The 21,572-nt window shown below is 61.4% G+C and carries 23 protein-coding genes and 1 other RNA gene; 7 read left to right on the top strand and 17 right to left on the bottom strand.

Features of this window, described 5'->3' with window-relative positions:
• Positions 1–2 precede the first annotated feature (2 nt).
• The 9 genes from mraY to rsmI form a co-directional block, all read right to left on the bottom strand.
• The gene (gene mraY / locus OO306_RS10345) at positions 3–1,085 is read right to left on the bottom strand and encodes a phospho-N-acetylmuramoyl-pentapeptide-transferase (RefSeq protein ID WP_099430367.1); all 1,083 of its coding nucleotides are present in this window, start codon (positions 1,083–1,085) and stop codon (positions 3–5) included.
• Positions 1,085–2,452 (bottom strand): UDP-N-acetylmuramoyl-tripeptide--D-alanyl-D-alanine ligase, encoded by a 1,368-nt coding sequence (murF, locus tag OO306_RS10340; protein WP_186677737.1) that lies wholly within the window; start codon positions 2,450–2,452, stop codon positions 1,085–1,087. The genes mraY and murF overlap by 1 nt, the downstream gene beginning before the upstream one ends.
• Positions 2,445–3,935 carry a UDP-N-acetylmuramoyl-L-alanyl-D-glutamate--2,6-diaminopimelate ligase gene (locus OO306_RS10335; protein ID WP_265968567.1) on the bottom strand — a complete coding sequence of 497 codons (1,491 nt, stop codon included), beginning with the start codon at positions 3,933–3,935 and terminating at the stop codon, positions 2,445–2,447. Before OO306_RS10335 ends, murF begins: the two co-directional genes overlap by 8 nt.
• Positions 3,932–5,668 carry a penicillin-binding protein 2 gene (locus OO306_RS10330; protein WP_172960429.1) on the bottom strand — a complete coding sequence of 579 codons (1,737 nt, stop codon included), beginning with the start codon at positions 5,666–5,668 and terminating at the stop codon, positions 3,932–3,934. The genes OO306_RS10335 and OO306_RS10330 overlap by 4 nt, the downstream gene beginning before the upstream one ends.
• Positions 5,668–5,961, bottom strand: a complete 294-nt coding sequence (gene ftsL, locus OO306_RS10325) for a cell division protein FtsL (protein ID WP_027594009.1) — start codon at positions 5,959–5,961, stop codon at positions 5,668–5,670. Before ftsL ends, OO306_RS10330 begins: the two co-directional genes overlap by 1 nt.
• On the bottom strand, positions 5,958–6,899 hold the full coding sequence (rsmH, locus tag OO306_RS10320) for a 16S rRNA (cytosine(1402)-N(4))-methyltransferase RsmH (protein WP_172960430.1): 942 nt from the start codon (positions 6,897–6,899) through the stop codon (positions 5,958–5,960). The genes ftsL and rsmH overlap by 4 nt, the downstream gene beginning before the upstream one ends.
• 2 nt (positions 6,900–6,901) lie before the next feature.
• Positions 6,902–7,357, bottom strand: a complete 456-nt coding sequence (gene mraZ, locus OO306_RS10315) for a division/cell wall cluster transcriptional repressor MraZ (RefSeq protein ID WP_004575120.1) — start codon at positions 7,355–7,357, stop codon at positions 6,902–6,904.
• A gap of 308 nt (positions 7,358–7,665) precedes the next feature.
• Positions 7,666–8,039, bottom strand: an RNA gene (gene rnpB, locus OO306_RS10310) — RNase P RNA component class A.
• A gap of 67 nt (positions 8,040–8,106) precedes the next feature.
• Positions 8,107–8,982, bottom strand: a complete 876-nt coding sequence (gene rsmI / locus OO306_RS10305) for a 16S rRNA (cytidine(1402)-2'-O)-methyltransferase (protein ID WP_027594007.1) — start codon at positions 8,980–8,982, stop codon at positions 8,107–8,109.
• Between the two features lie 187 nt (positions 8,983–9,169).
• Here rsmI and OO306_RS10300 point away from each other — a divergent pair, with 187 nt between their 5' ends.
• The 5 genes from OO306_RS10300 (at position 9,170) to OO306_RS10280 (ending at position 12,974) form a co-directional block, all read left to right on the top strand.
• Entirely contained in the window at positions 9,170–10,987 is a 1,818-nt protein-coding gene (locus tag OO306_RS10300; RefSeq protein ID WP_099430371.1) for a penicillin-binding protein activator, read from the top strand.
• A complete protein-coding gene (locus OO306_RS10295; protein ID WP_265968566.1) occupies positions 10,987–11,358 on the top strand; it encodes a YraN family protein in 372 nt (123 codons plus the stop codon). The genes OO306_RS10300 and OO306_RS10295 overlap by 1 nt, the downstream gene beginning before the upstream one ends.
• Positions 11,359–11,444: 86 nt before the next feature.
• On the top strand, positions 11,445–12,038 hold the full coding sequence (locus tag OO306_RS10290) for a phosphoheptose isomerase (protein WP_012274070.1): 594 nt from the start codon (positions 11,445–11,447) through the stop codon (positions 12,036–12,038).
• Positions 12,035–12,613, top strand: a complete 579-nt coding sequence (locus OO306_RS10285) for a BON domain-containing protein (protein WP_027594004.1) — start codon at positions 12,035–12,037, stop codon at positions 12,611–12,613. Before OO306_RS10290 ends, OO306_RS10285 begins: the two co-directional genes overlap by 4 nt.
• Positions 12,614–12,755: 142 nt before the next feature.
• The gene (locus OO306_RS10280; RefSeq protein WP_099430372.1) at positions 12,756–12,974 is read left to right on the top strand and encodes a YgdI/YgdR family lipoprotein; all 219 of its coding nucleotides are present in this window, start codon (positions 12,756–12,758) and stop codon (positions 12,972–12,974) included.
• A gap of 52 nt (positions 12,975–13,026) precedes the next feature.
• On the opposite strand, the gene OO306_RS10275 is transcribed toward OO306_RS10280, so the two are convergent.
• From OO306_RS10275 to rplM, 7 genes are all read right to left on the bottom strand, one after another.
• Entirely contained in the window at positions 13,027–13,455 is a 429-nt protein-coding gene (locus OO306_RS10275; protein ID WP_265968564.1) for a ClpXP protease specificity-enhancing factor, read from the bottom strand.
• A gap of 10 nt (positions 13,456–13,465) precedes the next feature.
• Positions 13,466–14,089, bottom strand: coding sequence for a glutathione S-transferase N-terminal domain-containing protein (locus OO306_RS10270; protein WP_099430373.1), 624 nt, complete (start codon positions 14,087–14,089; stop codon positions 13,466–13,468).
• A gap of 117 nt (positions 14,090–14,206) precedes the next feature.
• Positions 14,207–14,986 (bottom strand): cytochrome c1, encoded by a 780-nt coding sequence (locus OO306_RS10265; protein ID WP_027594000.1) that lies wholly within the window; start codon positions 14,984–14,986, stop codon positions 14,207–14,209.
• Complete coding sequence (locus tag OO306_RS10260; RefSeq protein WP_027593999.1) at positions 14,986–16,197, bottom strand: cytochrome bc complex cytochrome b subunit; 1,212 nt, start codon at positions 16,195–16,197, stop codon at positions 14,986–14,988. Before OO306_RS10260 ends, OO306_RS10265 begins: the two co-directional genes overlap by 1 nt.
• Complete coding sequence (gene petA, locus OO306_RS10255; protein WP_027593998.1) at positions 16,197–16,790, bottom strand: ubiquinol-cytochrome c reductase iron-sulfur subunit; 594 nt, start codon at positions 16,788–16,790, stop codon at positions 16,197–16,199. The genes OO306_RS10260 and petA overlap by 1 nt, the downstream gene beginning before the upstream one ends.
• Positions 16,791–17,052: 262 nt before the next feature.
• Positions 17,053–17,445 carry a 30S ribosomal protein S9 gene (rpsI, locus tag OO306_RS10250; RefSeq protein WP_009404633.1) on the bottom strand — a complete coding sequence of 131 codons (393 nt, stop codon included), beginning with the start codon at positions 17,443–17,445 and terminating at the stop codon, positions 17,053–17,055.
• Positions 17,446–17,459: 14 nt separating this feature from the next.
• The gene (gene rplM / locus OO306_RS10245) at positions 17,460–17,888 is read right to left on the bottom strand and encodes a 50S ribosomal protein L13 (protein WP_008097538.1); all 429 of its coding nucleotides are present in this window, start codon (positions 17,886–17,888) and stop codon (positions 17,460–17,462) included.
• A 257-nt stretch (positions 17,889–18,145) separates the two neighbouring features.
• On the opposite strand from rplM, the gene OO306_RS10240 reads away from it, so the two are divergent.
• Both OO306_RS10240 and OO306_RS10235 read left to right on the top strand, forming a co-directional pair.
• Positions 18,146–19,186, top strand: coding sequence for an NADP(H)-dependent aldo-keto reductase (locus OO306_RS10240; RefSeq protein WP_265968561.1), 1,041 nt, complete (start codon positions 18,146–18,148; stop codon positions 19,184–19,186).
• A gap of 213 nt (positions 19,187–19,399) precedes the next feature.
• Positions 19,400–20,320: a GlxA family transcriptional regulator gene (locus OO306_RS10235; protein WP_172960431.1), complete on the top strand. Its 921-nt coding sequence runs from the start codon at positions 19,400–19,402 to the stop codon at positions 20,318–20,320.
• A gap of 116 nt (positions 20,321–20,436) precedes the next feature.
• On the opposite strand, the gene zapE is transcribed toward OO306_RS10235, so the two are convergent.
• Positions 20,437–21,531, bottom strand: a complete 1,095-nt coding sequence (gene zapE, locus OO306_RS10230; RefSeq protein WP_186677762.1) for a cell division protein ZapE — start codon at positions 21,529–21,531, stop codon at positions 20,437–20,439.
• Positions 21,532–21,572: the final 41 nt, after the last annotated feature.

Here is a 21,572-nt window from a genome sequence, read left to right as displayed (position 1 = left end):
ATCTACCTCAGTTTCAGGGTTGCAAGGCCGACCAGCACCAGAATCACGGTGATGATCCAGAAACGGACGATCACCCGTGGCTCAGGCCAGCCCTTGAGTTCAAAGTGGTGGTGGATCGGCGCCATGCGGAACACACGCTTGCCGGTCAACTTGAAGGAGGCGACCTGGATCACCACCGACAGGGTCTCCACCACGAAGATGCCGCCCATGATGAACAGGACGATTTCCTGGCGAACGATCACCGCGATGGTGCCCAGCGCGGCGCCCAGCGCCAGCGCACCAACGTCACCCATGAAGACTTGCGCCGGGTAAGTGTTGAACCACAGGAAGCCCAGGCCGGCGCCGATCAATGCCCCGCAGAACACGATCAGTTCCCCTGAACCCGGCACATACGGGATCAGCAGGTACTCAGCGAATTTCACGTTACCCGACAGGTAGCAGAAGATGCCCAATGCACCGCCCACCATGACCGTTGGCATGATGGCCAGGCCGTCGAGGCCATCGGTGAGGTTGACCGCGTTGCTGGAGCCGACGATGACGAAGTAGGTCAGAACGATGAAGCCAACGCCCAGCGGGATGGTGACATCCTTGATGAACGGCAGGATCAGTGTGGTTTCGACGCTGGTCGGGGCGGTCTTGTAAAGGAAGACCGCAGCAGCCAGGCCAAACACCGACTGCCAGAAGTACTTCCAGCGGCTTGGCAAGCCACGGGAGTTCTTTTCGATCACCTTGCGGTAGTCGTCGACCCAGCCAATGGCGCCAAACGCCAGGGTGACGATCAGCACGACCCACACGTAGCGGTTGGACAGGTCAGCCCACAGCAGGGTGCTGATGGCGATTGCAGACAGGATCAGCGCGCCGCCCATGGTGGGGGTGCCGGATTTGGACAGGTGCGATTGCGGGCCGTCGTTACGGACAGCCTGACCGATCTGGCGGATCTGCAGGGTACGGATCATCCACGGGCCCAGCCACAGCGCCAGTGACAACGCGGTCAGTACACCCAGGATCCCGCGCAGGGACAGGTACTGGAAGACCGCGAAGCCTTTATGGAACTGTTGCAGATACTCAGCCAACAGCAGCAGCATTAATGTTTCTCCCCGCTTGAACCACACAAAGCCGCCACGACGTTTTCCATCGCAGCGCTGCGCGAGCCCTTGATCAAGATTGTGGTGTCGCTGGCATTTTCGGCGCTAACCGCGTCGATCAGCTCAGCTTGAGTAGCGAAATGACGGCCATTGGCGCCGAACGCCTTGACCGCATGTGTCATGTTGGTACCCACTGCGTACAGGGCGTCGACCTTGCCACGCGCGTAGTCACCCACCTGACGGTGGCCTTCTTCCGCCCATTGGCCCAATTCGCCGATATCCCCGAGCACCAGGACGGTGCGGCCGGAAAAGCCGGCGAGTATATCAATGGCCGCGCACATGGAGGTGGGATTTGCGTTGTAACTGTCGTCGATCACGCGCACACCGTTCGGCGCGATCTGCGCCACGGTGCGGCCCTTGACCGGTTGCACGGCGTTCAGCCCGGCGGCAATGCCGCTCAGGCTCAGACCGACGGCATGGGCAGCGGCGGCGGCGGCCAGCGCGTTGCTGACGTTGTGCTCGCCCAGCACGTTGAGTTGCACGTCTACGGTTTCACCGGCGCCATGCAGCTTGAACGACGGGCAACCACGCGCATCACGACCAATGTCGGTGGCATGGAAGTCGGCGCTAGCGTCATTGCGGGCGAAGCTGATGACCGTGTGCGCCCCTGCACGTGCTTTCCAGATGCCAAAGGCCTTGTCGTCCAGGTTGAGGATGGCCGTGCCGCCCTCGCCCAGGCCTTCGAGGATCTCGCCCTTGGCTTCGACGATTTTCTCAGGGCCGCCGAACTCACCCACGTGGGCGGTGCCGGCGTTATTGATGATGACCACCTGGGGCTGGGTCAGGCCGACGGTGTAGCGAATTTCACCGATGCGCGAAGCACCGAGCTCGATCACTGCCGCGCTGTGCTCCGGGGCGATTTCCAGCAGGGTCAGCGGGGCACCGAGGTCGTTGTTCAGGTTGCCGCGGGTGGCATGCACCAGGCCACGGGTGCGCAGGATGCTGGCCAGCATTTCCTTGACCGTGGTCTTGCCGCTGGAGCCGGTGATGGCTACGACAGGCTTGTCGAACGCAGCACGGTTCAGCGCCCCGAGCTGGCCCAGGGCCAGACGGCAGTCGGCGACCAGCAACTGCGGCAGGTCGACATCGGCAACTTCGCGCTCGACCAGCGCGGCAACGGCGCCCTTGGCTTTTACATCGGCCAGGTAATCATGGCCATCGAAGCGTGGCCCCGTCAGCGCGACGAACAACTGCCCGGCAGTGACGCTGCGGCTGTCGATGCTGACGCCGTTAAAGCTGGCGTCGGCGCTGACCAGGCGAGCACTCAGTGCTGTGGTCAGCTGGCTGAGTGTCATGGCTTTAAGCATGTGGAGCCTCCCAGGCTGCAAGTGCCTTCTCGGCTTCGACCAGATCGGAGAAATCGTGGCGCTCGCCGTGAATCTCCTGGTAATCCTCGTGCCCCTTGCCGGCCAGGACGATGACGTCATCGGCTGCGGCAGTGGCGATCAGGTGGGCGATGGCTTCGCCGCGGCCAGCAACGAACTCGACGCTGTCTGGCTTGGCAAAACCAGGGCGGATATCGTCGAAGATCCGCAGTGGGTCTTCACTGCGCGGGTTGTCATCGGTAACCAGCACGCGGTCAGCCAGGCGCTCGGCCACACCGGCCATCAGCGGGCGCTTGCCACGGTCACGGTCGCCACCGCAGCCGAACAGGCACAGCAGCTTGCCGTGCGCATGTGGGCGCAGGGCCTCGAGTACTTTTTCCAGGGCATCCGGGGTGTGGGCGTAATCGACCACCACCAGCGGTTTGTCGCCGCCACCCAAGCGCTGCATGCGGCCAACCGGCCCTTGCAACTGCGGGGTGACCTTGAGAATTTCGTCCAGCGAATAATCCAGTGCCAGCAGCGTGGCTACGGCCGCGAGCATGTTGCTCAGGTTGAAGCGGCCAAGCAGCTGGCTGCGCAAAGTACGCTCACCCTGGGCGGTCACGAGGATTGCGCGCACGCCATCGTCATCGAAGGTGGCTTCACGGCAATACAACGACGCTTCCGGGTTTTCCAGGCTGTAGCTGAGCAGCCGGGTCTCGATATGATCGGCACTCGGACGGCGGGCATACGCCAGCGCCAGGCGGCGGCCAAAATCGTCGTCCAGGTTGACCACCTGGCAGCGCAGGCTGCGCCAGGCGAACAGCTTGGCCTTGGCGGCCTCATAGGCCTCCATGCTGCCGTGGTAATCCAGATGATCACGGGACAGGTTGGTCATGACCGCGATATCGAATTCCAGCGCGGCGACGCGCCCCTGCTCCAGGGCATGCGAGGACACCTCCATCGCTACAGCCTTGGCACCGCCCTTTTTCAGGTCGTAGAGCGTCGACTGCACCGCGATTGGGTCTGGCGTGGTCAGGCGGCCGCTCTGCAGCTCACCGTAGAAGCCGGTACCCAGGGTGCCGATCAGGCCGCAACGCTGGCCCAGCACGTCAAGCGCCTGCGCCACCAACTGAGTCACGCTGGTCTTGCCGTTGGTGCCGGTAACCCCGACCAGGTTCAACTGGCGGCTCGGTTCGCCATAGAAGCGACCGGCGATATCCGACAGCTGGGCGATCAGGCCCTTGACCGGAATCAGCGGCACGTCGGTGATCGGCAGCACGGTAGCGCCCTGCTCTTCGTAGGCAACGGCGGCAGCACGACGGGCTAAGGCATCGGCGATATGGTCGCGGCCATCGACCTTGGCACCCGGGACGGCCAGGAACAGGTCACCCGGACGCACGGCGCGGCTGTCCAGGGTCAGCTCGCGGATCAGCGGATCGCGACTGGCGTGGGCGAAAAGCTTGCTCAATGGCATTGTCATCATCCACGCCCTCCCTTGGCGGCAGCTGCAGTGACTTGTGGTTGTGCGGTGGGTGGCGGCGGCAGGTTGTCTGGCGGCACGTTCATCAAACGCAGGGTGCCCGACATGACCTTGCTGAACACAGGCGCCGAAACCAGACCACCGAAGTAGCCGCCCTTGCTCGGTTCATCAATGACCACGACGATGGCGTAACGCGGATCGCTCATCGGGCCGAAGCCTGCGAACAGCGAGCGGTAGGCGTTTTCGGTGTAGCCCTTGGAACCAACGGTCGCCTTACGCGCCGTACCGGACTTGCCACCCACGTGATAGAACGGCACCTGCGCACGGAATACCCCGCGCGGCGCCTCGATCACCTGCTGCAGCATGCCTTGGACGGTTTCGGCGGTTTCTTTCGGAATCGCCTGAACAGCCTCGGGCGCCTTGTCCACCTTGAGGATCGACAGCGGCACCATCTTGCCGTCGTTGGCCAGCGCCGCGTAGGCATGCACCAGCTGCAGAGCAGTCACCGATACGCCATAGCCATAGGACAGGGTCGCGGTCTCGGCCTTGCGCCACTCACGGTGGTTAGGCAGGTTGCCCACCCGCTCGCCCGGGAAGCCCAGGCCGGTGTATTGCCCCAGGCCAACCTGGGACATGACCCGGTAGATGGCCTCGCCACCGATGTCGAAAGCGATCTTGCTCATGCCGACGTTGGAGGAGTTGATCAGGATGCCGGTCAGGTCGAGGATCGGGCCCTCGCTGCGGGAAACGTCCTTGATGGTGTAGCGGCCGATCTGCAGGCTGCCCGGGTAAACCTCGACCTTGTCGGTGGTTTTCCAGCGCCCGCTCTGCAGCGCCGCACTCATGGAGATCGGCTTGACGGTCGAACCTGGCTCGAACACGTCGATGATCGCCCGGTTACGCATCGCGGCAGGGAACATGCTGCGGCGGTTGTTCGGGTTGTAGGTCGGCTGGTTGACCATGGCCAGGACTTCACCGGTCTTGACGTCCATGATCACCAGGCTGCCGGCCTTGGCTTCCTGTTCGGCAATGGCGTTGCGCAGTTCGCGAGTGGCCAGGTATTGCAGGCGCAGGTCTATCGACAACGCCAAGGTCTTACCGGCCTTGGCGTTTTTGGTGACCTGAATGTCCTTGATCAGCCGGCCACGCCGGTCCTTGATCACCTGTCGCTTGCCCGGCACGCCGGCCAGCCATTCGTCGTAGGCCAGCTCTACCCCTTCACGCCCGTGGTCATCGAGGTCGGTAAAGCCGACCATGTGCGCGGTGACATCACCGGCCGGGTAGAACCGGCGGAACTCTTCCAGGCCATACACGCCCGGCACTTTCAGGTCGAGCACCTGCTGGCCCTGCTCCGGGGTCAGCCCGCGGACCAGGTAGATGAATTCCTTGTTGGCCTGTTGAGTCAGGCGCTCGGTCAACTGCTGGGCATTTTGCCCCAATGCAGCCGCCAGCTGCGGCCAACGGTCCTTGGCGGCCTGCATTTCCTTGGGGTTGGCCCACAGGGTGGTGACCGGCGTACTGACCGCCAGCGGCTCGCCGTTGCGGTCGGTGATCAGGCCACGGTGCGCAGGAATCGGAATATGCCGCAGGCTGCGGGCATCACCCTGGCCCTTGAGGAAGTCACGGTCGACGACCTGCAGGTCGATGATGCGCCAGCAGATGGCACCCACCATCAGTGCCAGCAAACCGATCACTACCCGGAAGCGCCAGGGGTAGAGTGCGCCTTCGAGCTTCATCATGGCGCCACCATCCGCACTTCGTCAGCCGCAGGGACGCGCATTTTCAATTGCTCGGAAGCGAGGCTCTCGATACGGCTGTGGGCGGTCCAGGTGCTTTGCTCAAGGATCAAGCGCCCCCATTCAGCCTGGGCCTTGTCGCGCTCGCTCAATTCGCCGTACAGGGTATTGAGCAACTGACGGTTCCAGTGGGCGCTGTAGGACACGGCGATGGCCGAAACCAGGACACCGACGAACAGCAGAAGCATCAGGAAGCTTCCGCCTGGCAATGGCTTGGCAAACAGCCTGCTCACCGCAGCTTCTCCGCCACCCGCATCACGGCGCTGCGCGACCGCGGGTTGGCCTTGAGCTCAGCCTCGGACGCGAACTGCGCCTTGCCGATGAGCTTGATTTTCGGTTCAAAGACCTTGTGCTGTACCGGCAGGTTGCGCGGCAGGTTGTCTGCCTCGCCCTTGACCAGCTTGCGCATGAACAATTTGACGATGCGGTCTTCGAGCGAGTGGAAGCTGATGACCGCCAGGCGACCACCGATTTCCAGCGCATCAAGCGCGGCCTCAAGCCCAGCCTCAAGGTCACCCAACTCGTTGTTGACGTGGATGCGCAGGCCTTGGAAGGCGCGGGTGGCCGGGTTCTTGCCCTTTTCCCACGCCGGGTTGGCGACCTTGAGCACTTCGGCCAGGTCGGCAGTACGGGTGAAGGGCTGCTTTTCGCGGCGTTCAACGACCGCGCGCGCCATGCGCCCGGCAAAACGCTCCTCGCCGTACTCTTTGAATACGCGGGCTATTTCTTCCACGGGTGCGGTAGCGATGAACTCGGCAGCGCTGATGCCCTGGTCAGGGTTCATGCGCATGTCCAGCGGGCCATCGTTGAGGAAACTGAAGCCGCGCTCAGGATCATCCAGCTGCGGCGAGGAAACGCCCAGGTCAAGCAGGATACCGCTGACCTTGCCAGCCAGGCCGCGTTCGGCCACTTCCGCGCCCAACTCGGCAAAGCTGCGCTGCACAATGACAAAGCGGCCGTCTTCGGCCGCCAGCGCTTGCCCTGTGGCAATCGCCTGTGGATCTTTGTCGAAGCCCAGCAGCCGCCCTTGCGGCCCGAGCTTGCTGAGGATCAGACGGCTGTGTCCGCCACGGCCAAAGGTGCCGTCCAGATAGCAACCGTCGGCGCGCAGGGCCAATGCCTCGACAGCTTCGTCGAGCAGGACGGTAATGTGGTTGAAGCCGCTATCTATGGTCACAGGATCAGGTCACGCAATTCGTCGGGCATGGCGCCCGGTTGTTGAATAGCTGCAAGGTCGGCTGCCGAAACCGCGTTCCAGGCATCCTCATCCCACAGCTGGAATTTGTTCAGTTGCCCCACCAGCATCGCCTTCTTGTCGAGCTTGGCGTACTCACGCAGGCGGGGCGGTACCAGGAAACGCCCACTGCCATCGAGCTCCAGGTCAACCGCATTACCGATCAGCAAACGCTGCAGGCGGCGGTTTTCCTCACGCAACGACGGCAAGGCACGCAACTTGGCTTCTATCTGTTCCCACTCATCGAGGGGGTAGACACACAAGCAGGGGTCTACAGCATCGATGGTCACGATCAGCTGACCATTGCAACGCGAATCGAGCTCGTCGCGGTACCGGCTCGGCATGGCGAGACGGCCTTTGGCATCGAGGCTGACGGCGTTGGCTCCGCGGAACACGGCTGCGATTCCCCACAATGGTAGCTTTTTTGTGCCAGAAAACCCACTTCATCCCACTTTCTGCCACTTGCGCACACTATAGGAATCCGCCCGCTGCACCGTCAAGGCACGTTCATAAGGAAAAGCCTTACAGGACCGAGATTTAGCGCGATAAAGGAATGTGGAAAGAGTTCAGGCGGGAAAAAAACACGAGAAAAATCAAACCCACGCAAGCGTATGGAGTTCGAAGTTAAAGTGATTTATTAAGAGTAAGATTTTTTCGGTATTACCAGAGCGCGCCTGCTATCGATTCAAGCAGGGAGGGAGAGGTGGAGAGTCGATCTGTAAGCCGGGTTTTGTCGAGGACAGTCATTCCTCTACGACGGCCATCACTGGACGCCTCTAGCAACCTACCCGGTTCCGACGCGGGCCACGCCTAATGGAACCCTATTTGGTCTTGCTCCGAGTGGGGTTTACCTAGCCACGAACTGTTGCCAGTCGCGCGGTGCGCTCTTACCGCACCTTTTCACCCTTACCGGCACCGAAGTGCTTAGGCGGTTATTTTCTGTGGCACTTTCCGTAGGCTCACGCCTCCCAGGCATTACCTGGCACTCTGCCCTATGGAGCCCGGACTTTCCTCCCCCTGCCGTTTCGCAACAAAAGCTGCGGAACAAAAGCAGGCAGCGACTGTCCAATCGACTCTCCGCTGACAAGGTTAACGGCAGCCGCGCTCAAGAACAAGCGATACCGTAAACTATATCAAATTGCCACTACTGTGCTTTCTGCTTTTCCAAGGCAAGTTGATACAACAGGTTCTTACGTACGCCGGTAATTTCCGCCGCAAGTGCCGCCGCCCGTTTGAGCGGCAACTCCGCTAACAGCAAGTCCAGCACACGCTGCGCCTCGACACTGATGGCCTGCTCGCCCTCAGGCGCACTCCAGCCGCCCACCAATACAACGCACTCTCCGCGCTGCTGATTGCTATCGGCCGCGACAAAAGCACGCAACTCAGCCAAGGGCAGCCCTTTGAGGGTTTCGAAGGTTTTGGTCAGCTCGCGCGCCAACAGCGCCGGGCGCTCAGCACCGAACACTGCCTCCATGTCTTCGAGGCACTCGAGGATGCGGTGAGGGGCCTCATAGAAGATCAGCGTACGTGGCTCTTCCTTCACCTGCTCCAGGCGTGCCCGGCGCCCCGCCGTCTTCGCCGGCAAAAAGCCTTCGAAGATGAAACGGTCGGAGGGCAGGCCCGCGGCAGAAAGCGCGGCGATCAGCGCGCACGCACCGGGCACCGGCACCACATTCACACCCGCCGCCCGCGCCTGGCGCACCAGGTGGTAGCCAGGGTCGGAAATCAACGGCGTACCGGCGTCGGACACCAGCGCCACGTTGTCGCCGGCCAACAGCTTGGTCAGGAAACGCCCACCTTCGTCACGCTCATTGTGCTCATGGCAGGCCGCCAGCGGCGTGTCGATACCGAAATGCTGCAGCAGGCGGATCGAGTGGCGCGTGTCCTCGGCCGCGATCAGGGCGACATCCGCCAGCACCTTCAGCGCCCTGGCGCTCATGTCGTCGAGGTTGCCGATGGGCGTTGCGACCACATACAGCGTACCCACGGTGGATTTCGAAGCCCCTGCCACATCAGTCACTGCGCACACCTGTCTTTCGGATCAAAGGCGCCATTGTAGCCCGAGCGCCCGCAACAGGGCGCAAAGAACTTCGCAGGCGTTCACCGGCCAGCCGCCTATAGTGAAGGATCAGCATCAGCAACATCGCGCCCCGGCCAGTGCTTGGGTACAATTGCCGGCCAACTTGATCGAGTAACAGGACCTTTACATGATCGCTTGCCTGCGGCTGCTCTCAGCCCTCTGCCTCGCTACCCTGCTGGCAGCCTGCGCCAGCTCGCCCTCATCCAGCCTGGGCGAGCTGCCGCGCACTCCGGACGCCAGTATCGAGCAACTGCTCGAAAAGGCCGCCTCCAGCAAGTCCGCGGAAGACGCCGCCCTGCTGCGCCTGAGCGCCGCAGACCTTGCGTACAAGCAGAAGGACTACCCGCGCGCCGCACGCATTCTCGAGCAGGTCCCGATGGACACGCTCAAGCCCGCCCAGCAAGTGTTCGCCAGCACCCTTGGCGCCGAGCTGGCGATGAGCCGCAACCAGCCCAAAGCGGCGCTGAGCGCGCTGTCGCACCCCAGCCTGCAGCGCGTTGGCGAACTGCCGGTAGAACAGCAAGCACGCACCTACAGCGTCCACGCGGCCGCCCTTGAAGCCGATGGCCAGTCGCTGGCAGCGGCACAACAGCGCATCCTGCTCGCCCCGCTGCTCAGCGGCCAGGCCGCCAGCGCCAACAATGACGCCATCTGGGCATTGGTCGCCGCATTGCCGGCAGAGCAGTTGCAGCAGCCCGCCACCGACCCGGTCCTGGCCGGCTGGACCAGCCTGGCCCTGGCGGTGAAAACCGCCGGCACCCTGGAGCAACAGCAAGCCGCCATCGATGCCTGGCGCAAACAGCACCCGGACCACCCAGCCGCCCAGCAACTGCCGATGGCGCTGGTCAAGCTCAAGGAGCTGGCCAGCCAGCCATTGACCAAGATCGCTCTGCTGCTGCCCCAGGAAGGGCCTTTGGCGGGTGTCGCCCGCGCGCTGCGCGATGGCTTCATGGCCGCTCACTTCCAAGCCCAGCAGTCGGGCCAACCGGCGCCAGCCGTGCAGGTATTCGACAGCTCGCGCATCACCTCGCTGGACGACTTCTACCGCCAGGCCCAGGCCGCTGGTGTGCAACTTGTAGTCGGCCCACTGGAAAAGCCCCTGGTGAAGAAGCTCGCTGCTAATCAGCAGTTGCCAATCACCACACTGGCACTGAACTACGCAGACGCCGGCCAAACAGCCCCGCCGCAACTCTTCCAGTTCGGCCTCGCCGCTGAAGACGAAGCCCGTGAAGTCTCGCGCCGCGCCCGCGCCGACGGCAAGGTACGTGCCGTTGCCCTGGTGCCAAGCGGTGAATGGGGCGACCGCGTGCTCGCCGCTTTCCGCAAAGACTGGGAAAGCAACGGCGGCACCCTGCTCGCCGCCGAGCGCATCGCCCAGCCGGTCGCCCTGGCCCAGCAAATTGCCGACCTGTTCCAACTGCGCCAAAGCGAAGGCCGCGCCAAGAGCCTGCAAAGCACGGTAGGCGGCAACATCGCCGCGCAGCCATCGCGCCGCCAGGACATCGACTTCATCTTCCTCGCCTCGACGCCGCAGCAGGCCCAGCAGATCAAGCCAACGCTGAACTTCCAGTACGCGGGCGACGTGCCGGTCTACGCCACCTCGAACCTGTACAGCGCCAGCGGTGACGTCAACCAGTACAACGACATGAACGGCATTCGCTTCTGCGAAACACCGTGGCTGCTCGACACCAGCAACAGCCTGCGCCAGCAAGTGGTCCAGCAATGGCCACAAGCAGCCGGCAGCCTCGGCCGCCTGTACGCCATGGGTGTGGATGCGTACAGCCTGGCACCCCGCCTGGGCCAGCTGAAAGCCCTGCCGGATAACCGCATCCAGGGCCTGTCCGGCAGCCTGAGCATGAACGCCAACCAGCGCATCGAACGTCAACTGCCGTGGGCCGAGTTCGCAGGTGGCCAGGTCAAGCGCCTGCCAGACACCGCCCGCTGATGCCCGACGCATCGCCTACCCAGGCCGGCCATGCAGCCGAAAACCAAGCCCTTGAGTACCTCCAAGGGCAAGGTTTGCAGCTGCTGACACGCAATTGGCGATGCAAAGGCGGTGAGCTTGATCTGGTCATGCTCGACGCCGATACAGTAGTATTCGTCGAAGTCCGCTACCGGCTGCACGCGAGCTTCGGTGGCGCCCTCGGCAGTATCGACGGGCGCAAGCAGAAACGGCTGGTGCTGGCTGCCAGCCTTTTCCTGCAGAAGGAACGCCGCTGGGCCACACACCCCTGCCGCTTCGACGTTGTCGCCCTGCAGGGCAGCCACCACGCAGGCAGACCGCTTCAATGGCTGAAAAACGCCTTCGAATGCTGAACCCACTTCATATTTTTTGCTCTATGTTTCGCGGGCTGGTCGTTGATGCGCGCAGCAAAGGCCACCGCCCCACTTAAGGTCACCAGATGGACATGCAATCCCGAATTCGCCGGCTGTTCCAGGCCAGCATCGATACCAAGCAACAGGCAATGGACATCCTGGCACCGCACATCGAGCAGGCCAGCCTGGTCATGGTCAATGCGCTTCTCAACGAGGGCAAGATGCTCGCCTGCGGCAACGGCGGCTCGGCCGGCGATGCCCAGCACTTCTCGTCAGAGCTGCTCAACCGCTTCGAGCGCGAGCGCCCGAGCCTGCCGGCCATCGCATTGACAACCGACAGCTCGACGCTGACCTCGATTGCCAATGACTACAGCTACAACGAAGTCTTTTCCAAACAGATTCGCGCCCTGGGCCAGCCCGGCGATGTGTTGCTGGCGATTTCCACCAGCGGCAACTCGGCCAACGTGATTCAAGCGATCCAGGCCGCACATGATCGCGAAATGATTGTCGTAGCATTGACTGGACGTGACGGTGGCGGCATGGCTTCGCTGCTGCTGCCCGAGGACGTGGAAATCCGCGTGCCCTCGACAGTCACCGCGCGTATCCAGGAAGTCCACCTGCTGGCGATCCACTGCCTGTGCGACCTGATCGACAGCCAACTGTTCGGGAGTGAAGAATGACCCCTATGCGCCTCGGCCTGATGGCCCTGACCCTGTGCCTGAGCGTTACCGGCTGCAGCTCGGTGCTGACCTCCACCCGCAATTCGCCAATCGAGGACGATCGCGGCACGCGCACCATCGGCAGCAAGATCGATGACTCGCTGATCGAAACCAAGGCTGCGGTGAATATTTCCAAGGCCAGCCCAGACCTGGACAAGGGCTCGCACATCGTTGTCAGCAGCTACAACGGTATTGTCCTGCTCGCCGGCCAAACCCCGCGCGCCGACCTCAAGAGCCTGGCCGAGCAGACTGCAGGCCAAGTGCAGCGCGTGAAGAAGGTGCACAACGAACTGCAGGTGATGCAGCCGTCCTCCATCCTCGCGCGCAACAACGACGCCTGGCTGACCACCAAGATCAAGACCCAGATGCTGACCGACAACGCCGTGCCAAGCTCGCGGATCAAGGTGATTACCGAAAACGGTATCGTCTACCTGCTCGGCCTGGTGACCCAGCAAGAGGCCAACGCCGCCACCGGCGTGGTCCAGAGCGTGTCGGGCGTGCAGAAGATCGTCAAGCTGTTCGAGTACATCGACTGATTCATCGGCCTGTTCCGATCTCATCGCCGGCAAGCCGGCTCTCGCAGGGTTCGTGGTTTACCTGTGGGAGCCGGCTTGCCGGCGATGAGGCGCATACAGGCCACCACAAAGCTTTACCCTTCAGAAATTCAGGAAACACCGCATGAAGAAGCTCCTGCTGCCTGCCCTGCTGATTGGCACCTTCGCCACCCTGGCCGGCTGCTCCACCCCTAGCCTGATCACCCTGAACGACGGCCGCGAGTTCCAGGCCGTCGACGCGCCGCGCTACGAGAAGGCCACCGGCTTCTACGAGTTCCAGCAACTCGACGGCAAACGCACCCGCATCAACAAAGACCAGGTGCGCACCATCAGCGACCTGTAATCGCAGGTGCAACGCAAATAAAAAGGCGATCCGGTTGGATCGCCTTTTTTTGTTACTTGACCACTTTGAGGCTCGGCCGGCCCGTCGGACGCGGCGGCTGGCCACCCCCTTCAGGTGGGCCGTCATCATCCGGCTCGACGTCGTCGTCTTCCAGCTCATCGTCTTCCAACGACGGCTCCAGCTCGAAGACCATGCCCTGCCCGTTCTCACGGGCGTAGATACCGAGGATCGCACCAATCGGCACGAACAACGTGTGGGCGACGCCGCCGAAGCGGCCCTCGAAGCTCACCGCATCGTTATCCATGTGCAGGCTGCGCACGGCGCTCGGCGAGATATTCAGGACAATCTGACCATCACTGGCAAAACCTTGCGGCACCTGGACTGCCGGGAATTCGGCATTGACCAGCATATGGGGCGTGCAATCGTTGTCGACGATCCACTCGTACAGTGCTCGAACCAGATAGGGGCGACTGGAGTTCATCAACAGCTCCTTAAAGCTTGCGCATTTCACGTTCTACAGAGGACAGGCTCGCCATGAAAGGCTCGCGGGCGAACTGTCGCTCCATGTAATCCAGCAGCGGCTTGGCTTGCCGCGGCAATTCGATACCCATGACCGGCAAACGCCAGAGTATGGGCAATAGACAACAATCGACCAGGCTTTGCTCATCACTCATGAAGCAGGCGAACTCACCGAACAGCGGCGAGACACCGGTCAAGCTCTCACGCAGCGCCTTGCGCGCCTCGGCCCGGGCAGCGTCAGTGCTGCGCGCGTCGAGCACGGTGTCCGCCAGGGCACACCAGTCACGCTGGATGCGGTGCATGAGCAGGCGGCTGTTGCCGCGCGCCACAGGGTACACCGGCATCAAGGGTGGATGCGGGTAACGCTCTTCGAGGTATTCCATCACCACGGTCGACTCATACAACGCCAGGTCGCGGTCGACCAAGGTCGGCACGCTCCCATAGGGGTTCACCTCAACCAGCTTGGGCGGCAAACGGCCAGGATCGACGTCGACGATCTGCACGCTGATGCCTTTTTCGGCAAGAACGAGGCGTACCCGATGAGAATAGTGATCAGCGGGATCGGAATAGCAGGCTAACCTGTTGGTTGCGCCCATGTAGCGCCTCCTCGCACGAGATGCTCGTAAAACTCTAAATGAAAACGCGCCCGGGGTACCCTGGCAAATCTGCTAGGGCCCCCCGGGCGCGTTCAACTACCAGAAATTACTGCGTGATCAGTGCACGTCCTTCCAGTATTCACGCTTGAGCAAATAGGCGAATACGAAGAAGAAAGCCAGGTACAGCAACACATAGGTACCAATGCGCTGGCTTTCCAGTTTGACCGGGTTGGCCGAATAGGCCAGGAAGGTCACCAGGTTCTTGACCTTCTCGTCGAACTGCTCGGTCGTCAGGGTACCGGAATTCGGCGTGATGGTCAGCTGGTCGCACGCTTCATGGGTCAATGGGCTGCCCGTCAGCGGGTCAAACTGCTTCTTGCCATCGACCACACTCTGCACCTGCTTGCAGCCAACCACCTGGTTACCCTGCAGGCCGACCAGCACGTTGGGCATGCCGACGTTAGGGAACACCTTGTTGTTCACCCCATAAGGACGCGACTTGTCCTCATAGAAGCTGCGCAGGTAGGTGTACAGCCAATCGGTACCCCGCACCCGGGCGACCAGGGTCAGGTCGGGTGGCGCGGCGCCGAACCAGGTCTTGGCATCGCTTGGCTTCATGCCGATGTTCATGTGGTCACCAATCTTGGCACCGGTGAACACTAGCTTTTCAAGCATCAGCTCGTGGGGGATACCCAGGTCATCGGCGACCCGCTCGTAGCGCTGGAACTTGGCGCTGTGGCAACCCATGCAATAGTTGGCAAAGGTACGCGCACCATCCTGCATGGCAGCTTTGTCGGTCAGGTCGATGTCGACCTTGTCCAGCTCCAGGCCGTGTTCCGCAGCGAAGGAAAAGGCAGGCATCACTGCCAGCAAAAATACTGCAATCAACTTTTTCATCAGCCAGTCACCCTTTCCGGAACCGGTTTGGTCTTCTCGAGCCTTGTGTAGAACGGCATCAGCAGGAAGTAGGCGAAGTACAACACCGTGCACACCTGCGACAGCAAGGTGCGCCCTGGTGTCGGTGCCAGCACGCCCAATATGCCGAGGATGACGAAGGCCACGCAGAACACCAGCAGGAAGAGCTTGCTGATCCAGCCTTTGTAACGCATGGAGCGCACCGGGCTGCGGTCGAGCCAAGGCAACACGAACAGCACGGCGATGGCGGCACCCATGGCGATCACACCCATGAGTTTGTCAGGCACCGCACGCAAGATCGCGTAGAACGGCGTGAAGTACCACACCGGCGCAATGTGCTCAGGCGTTTTGAAGGCGTTCGCCTGCTCGAAGTTCGGTTTCTCCAGGAAGTAACCGCCCATTTCCGGGAAGAAGAACACCACGGCGCAGAACACGAAGAGGAACACGACCACGCCGACAATGTCCTTGACGGTGTAGTACGGGTGGAACGGAATGCCGTCCAGCGGGATACCGTTTTCGTCCTTTTTCTTCTTGATGTCGACGCCATCGGGGTTGTTCGAACCCACTTCATGCAAGGCCAGGATGTGCAGCACCACCAGGCCCAGGATCACGATCGGTAGGGCTACCACATGCAGGGCGAAGAAGCGGTTCAGGGTAATACCGGAAATCAGGTAGTCACCACGAATCCACTGGGTGAGGTCGTCGCCGATCACCGGAATCGCACCGAACAGCGAGATGATCACCTGGGCACCCCAGTACGACATCTGCCCCCAAGGCAGCAGGTAGCCCATGAAGGCTTCTGCCATCAGCGCCAGGTAGATCAGCATGCCGAACAGCCAGACCAGCTCACGTGGCTTCTGGTAGGAGCCGTAGAGCAGCCCGCGGAACATGTGCAGGTAGACCACGATGAAGAACGCCGACGCGCCGGTGGAGTGCAGGTAGCGCAGGATCCAGCCGTATTCCACGTCACGCATGATGTACTCGACCGAGGCGAAGGCCTCTTCCGCCGAGGGCGTGAAGCTCATGGTCAGCCACACACCGGTGACGATCTGGTTGACCAGCACCAGCAACGCCAGGGAGCCGAAGAAATACAGGAAGTTGAAGTTCTTGGGCGCGTAATACTTGCTCAGGTGGTCTTCCCACATCTTGGTGGCGGGGAAGCGCGCATCAATCCAGTCCATGAACTTGCTCATCATGCGTTCTCCTGATCGACGCCGATGACAATGATGTCGTCCGACTCATACGAGTGCGGCGGCACTGGCAGGTTGAGAGGCGCCGGCTGCGACTTGTAGACACGGCCAGCCAGGTCGTAGTGGGAACCGTGGCACGGGCAGAAATAGCCCCCTACCCACTTTGGCCCCAGGTCGGCGGGCGCCACTTCAGGACGGAACGTCGGCGAGCAGCCCAGGTGGGTGCACAGGCCTACAAGAATGAGTATTTCCGGCTTGATCGAGCGCACCTGCGGGTCAACGTAGGTGGGTTGCACCGAGGCCTTCGACTCGGGGTCGGACAGGTCTGCGGTAATCTTCTTGAGGTTCCCGAGGATCTCCTCCGTTCGCCGTACGATGAACACAGGCTGGCCACGCCACTCGGCCACCATCTGCTGCCCGGCCTCGACCTTGGCGATATTCACCTTCACCGGTGCACCCGCGGCTTTCGCCTTGGCACTGGGAAACCATGACCCCACGAACGGTACCGCAGCCCCCACTGCCCCCGCCGCCCCGACCACAGAGGTCGCGGCTACGAGGAAGCGGCGCCGGCCTGCGTTGACGCCGTCATTGCTCATTCAGTCCTCTCCCATCAGCTTGCTTGGCCTGTTGGATCAGGCCTGTACTTAGGTAATGTCTGTGGCACTAAAAATTGGCCGCCATGGTAAGAAACAAATCCACACACTGACAAGGTGATTACCCGGTTACGGGCTACAACCCTCGCTTTGCTTGATCTGCGTCTATGCGGTAAGCCGTCACGGACATGCTGACAGGTTAGTTCAAGACATAAAAAAAGCCCGGTTCCAAAGGAACCGGGCTTTTTCGACTGCCGAAGCGAAATTAACGCTTGGAGTACTGAGGACGCTTACGCGCTTTACGCAGACCCACTTTCTTACGCTCAACTTCACGAGCGTCGCGGGTGACGTAGCCAGCACGACGCAGAGCGCCACGCAGGGTTTCGTCGTATTCCATCAGAGCGCGGGTGATACCGTGACGGATCGCACCGGCTTGACCGCTGACACCACCACCAGCAACGGTGACGTAGATGTCGAACTTCTCAACGGTCTCGGTCAGTTCCAGCGGCTGGCGAACAACCATGCGAGCGGTTTCGCGGCCGAAGAACACGTCCAGAGAACGGTTGTTGATGGAAATGTTACCAGTACCCGGACGCAGGAAAACGCGAGCGGTTGCGGTCTTGCGACGGCCAGTGCCGTAATTTTGAGTCGCCGACATAATGAACTATCCCGTTAGATCTTCAGTTCTTGAGGCTGCTGAGCAGTGTGTGGGTGAGCAGCACCCGCGTACACTTTCAGCTTACGGTACATGTCGCGACCCAGCGGGTTCTTCGGCAGCATGCCTTTGACCGCGGTTTCGATAACACGCTCAGGGGCCTTGGCGATCAACTTCTCGAAGTTGATTTCCTTGATACCGCCTGGGAAGCCGGAGTGGGAGTAGTACATTTTGTCGGAAGACTTGGCGCCAGTTACACGGATTTGCTCGGCGTTGATGACGACGATGTAGTCGCCGGTGTCAACGTGAGGGGTGTATTCTGGTTTGTGTTTGCCACGCAGACGGCTAGCGATTTCGGTAGCCAGACGACCCAGGGTCTGGCCAGCGGCGTCGACTACGAACCACTCGCGCTTTACTGTTTCCGGTTTAGCAGTAAAAGTTTTCATTCTCTAAAGCCTCAGAGGCCGCCCAGCGAAAAATAGACGGCGAATCTTACTGGATAGTGCACAGCTTGCCAAGGGCAAGCGCGCAGCCGAACACAGACGCTTTTGGGGGCTCGGGTCGGGCACGCCAATGTTCGACGGGGTTCTTCCTGCGTGGTGGTGCATCACTTCCGCCACACGGAGAGGTGCCGAATTATCCAGATTGCGCGAAAAATTTCAACCTGCTTTTATGGGCTTCTTTACCAAGGAGAGTTTTCCCGATGGAATACCGCCAGCTCGGCCGTACCGATCTCAACGTCAGCGCCCTGTGCCTGGGCACCATGACCTGGGGCGAACAGAACGTTCAGGACGAGGCCTTCAAGCAGATTGCGATGGCCAAGGCCGCCGGGGTCAACTTCATCGACACCGCCGAAATGTACCCGGTGCCACCGCGCCCAGAGACCTATGCCGCCACCGAGCGCATCATCGGCAACTGGTTCCGCGAGCAGGGTGATCGCGACGACTGGATCCTGGCCAGCAAGGTCGCAGGCCCCGGCAACGGCATCAGCCACATCCGTGATGGCCAGCTCAAGCACAACCGCCAGCACATCGTCGCGGCGCTGGACGAAAGCCTGAAACGCCTGCAAACCGACCGCATCGACCTGTACCAGCTGCACTGGCCGGAGCGCAGCACCAACTTCTTCGGCAAGCTGGGCTATCAGCACCTGCCACAGGACCACTTCACCCCACTGGAAGAAACCCTCGAAGTGCTCGACGAGCAGGTGCGCGCGGGCAAGATCCGCCACATTGGCCTGTCCAACGAAACGCCGTGGGGCACCATGAAGTTCCTGCAACTGGCAGAAGCCCGCGGCTGGCCGCGCGCGGTGTCGATCCAGAACCCGTACAACCTGCTCAACCGCAGTTTCGAGGTGGGCCTGGCGGAAATCGCCATCCGTGAGCAATGCGGGCTGCTGGCTTATTCGCCGCTGGCCTTTGGCATGCTGTCGGGCAAATACGAGAACGGCGCCCGGCCAGAAAAAGGCCGCCTGACGCTGTTCAGCCGCTTCGCCCGCTACTCCAACCCGCAGACCGTGGCGGCCTGCAGCCGCTATGTGCAACTGGCCCAGGCACATGGGCTGGACCCGGCGCAGATGGCCTTGGCGTTCGTCACACGCCAGCCGTTCGTGACCAGCAACATTATCGGTGCGACTAGCGTCGAACAGCTCAAGAGCAACCTGGCGAGCCTGGACCTGAAGCTGAGCGATGAGCTGCTGGCGGCGATCGAGGCGATCCATCAGGACCAGCCCAACCCGGCGCCCTGAACCCAGTGCAGCGCTGTCCCTTTCGCGGGTGAACTCGCGAAAGGGACCGTGCAATTCTGCGGGGTAGACACAATCGCCAAAAAATAAGACGATCCAGCCGGTGATTGACCACTCTACCCTATAAGAACAATGACAATGATGTTTACCCAACCCTCCGCGTCGCTGCGGCGCGTCAGCATCCTGGCCATTGACAAGGTGTTCGCTTCGACCTTGATGCAAGCCAAGGATTTCTTCCACCTCGCCAGCCTGCGGTACAGCAAGCAATTGGGCCTGGGCCTGCAGCCCATGTTCGAAATTGGCCTAGTGAGCCCAGACGGCCAGCCCGTGGACAGCTTCAGTAATGTCCAGCTGCCGGTAGACGGCGGCCTGAACGATGCCGATATCATCATCCTCCCAGCGTTCTGGGACGACTTCGACAACCTCATGCAGCGTTATCCACAAGTGTTGCCGTGGCTGCGTGAGCAACATGCCCGTGGCGCCGTGCTGTGCGCTGAAGCCTCTGGCGTGTTCTGGCTGGCCGAGTCCGGCCTGCTCGACGGCAAGGAGGCGACGACCTACTGGCGTTTCTTCGCCAATTTTGCCGAGCGTTTTCCGAAAATCCGCCTGAACCAGGACAAGCACCTGACCGATGCCGACAATATCTATTGCGCGGGCGGCGCGACGTCGGCCTGTGACCTGTATATCTACCTGATCGAGCGCTTCTGCGGTGCCAACGTGGCCCGCGCCGTGGCCCGCGACATCCTTTACGAAGTGCAGCGCAACTACACCCCGGGGCGCATGGGTTTTGGTGGGCAGAAACTGCACCAGGACCTGATCATTCTGCAGATCCAGCATTGGCTGGAAGAGCACTTCGCCGACAAGTTCCGCTTCGAGGACGTGGCCCGCAACCACGGCATGAGCATTCGCAACTTCATGCGCCGCTTCCAGGGCGCAACGGGCGACAAGCCGCTGCATTACCTGCAACGGCTAAGGATCGAGACCGCCAAGGGCTTGTTGTCGAGCACGCGCAAGAGCATCAAGACCATCAGCTACGAAGTGGGCTACGACGACGCCAGCTTCTTTGCCCGGTTGTTCCGCCAGCACACGGAGTTGTCGCCGAACCAGTATCGGCAGCAGTTCATGCAAGAGGCTTGAGGCCTAGGGGGCCGCTACGCGCCCCATCGCGACACAAGGCCGCTCCTACAAAAGAACGCGATCTCTTGTAGGAGCGGCCTTGTGTCGCGAAAGGGCTGCGCAGCAGCCCCCATGCCTTACGGCTTGTGCGCGCGCGACAGGAACTCGTGCGACTGCATCTCCAGCAACCGGCTCAAGGTCCGCTGGAATTCAAAGCTCAGACGGCCACCGGTGTACAGGTCCTTCAACTCCACCTCAGCCGAAATGATCAGCTTGACGTTGCGGTCGTAGAATTCGTCGACCATGTTGATGAACCGGCGGGCGATATCATCGGTGGCAACGCCCATCTGCTCGACATTGCTCAGCAACACGGCATGGAAGATCTTGCCCAGCTCGATGTAGTCGTTCTGGCTACGCGGCCCGTCGCACAGGGCGCGGAAGTCGAACCAGGCGACGTCATCGCAGGTGCGCAGGGCGTTGATCGGGCGGTTCTCGATCATCAGCACGTCGTTCTCGACAGCCTGGGTGCACTCAGGGGTCAGCGCCTTGAAGCTGGCACGCATGCTCTGGTGTGCGGCGTCATCGAGCGGGAAGTGGAACAGTTCGGCCTGCTCCAGGTGACGCAAGCGATAGTCGACGCCACTGTCGACGTTCACCACGTCGGTGTACTGCTTGATCATGGCAATGGCAGGCAGGAAGCGCGCACGCTGCAGGCCGTCCTTGTACAGGCCGTCCGGCACGATGTTGGACGTCGCCACCAAGGACACGCCGTTCTTGAACAGCTCCTCCATCAAGGTGCCGAGGATCATCGCATCGGTAATGTCGGAGACGAAGAACTCGTCGAAGCAGATGACTTTGGCTTCATCGCTGAAACGCTTGGCGATGAGGGTCAGCGGGTTTTTCTCGCCCTTGAGGGTTTTCATTTCCTCGTGCACGCGCTTCATGAAGCGGTGGAAGTGCGTCCGCATCTTCTGCTTGAACGGCAGCGCCTCGTAGAAGGTGTCGACCAGGTAGGTCTTGCCACGCCCTACCCCACCCCAGAAGTACAGGCCCTTGACCGGCGTCTGCTCTTTCTTGCCGAACAGCTTGCCGAACACGCCCGGCTTGTTGTTCTGCGCGTGTACCAGGTCGTCGTACAGGCGCTGCAAGTGACGCACCGCAGTCTCCTGCGCCGCATCATGGAAGAAGTCGGGACGTTTCAGATCTGCTTGGTATCGTTCTAGGGGCGTCATGATTTCGTTAGCGAGGCAACAAAAAACGGGCCGTCACTGTA

Source organism: Pseudomonas sp. DCB_AW, from assembly GCF_026240895.1.
Lineage (GTDB): Bacteria > Pseudomonadota > Gammaproteobacteria > Pseudomonadales > Pseudomonadaceae > Aquipseudomonas > Aquipseudomonas kermanshahensis.
Note: the sequence above shows the minus strand (reverse complement) of the source record. Positions and strands in the feature narration are given on the sequence as shown.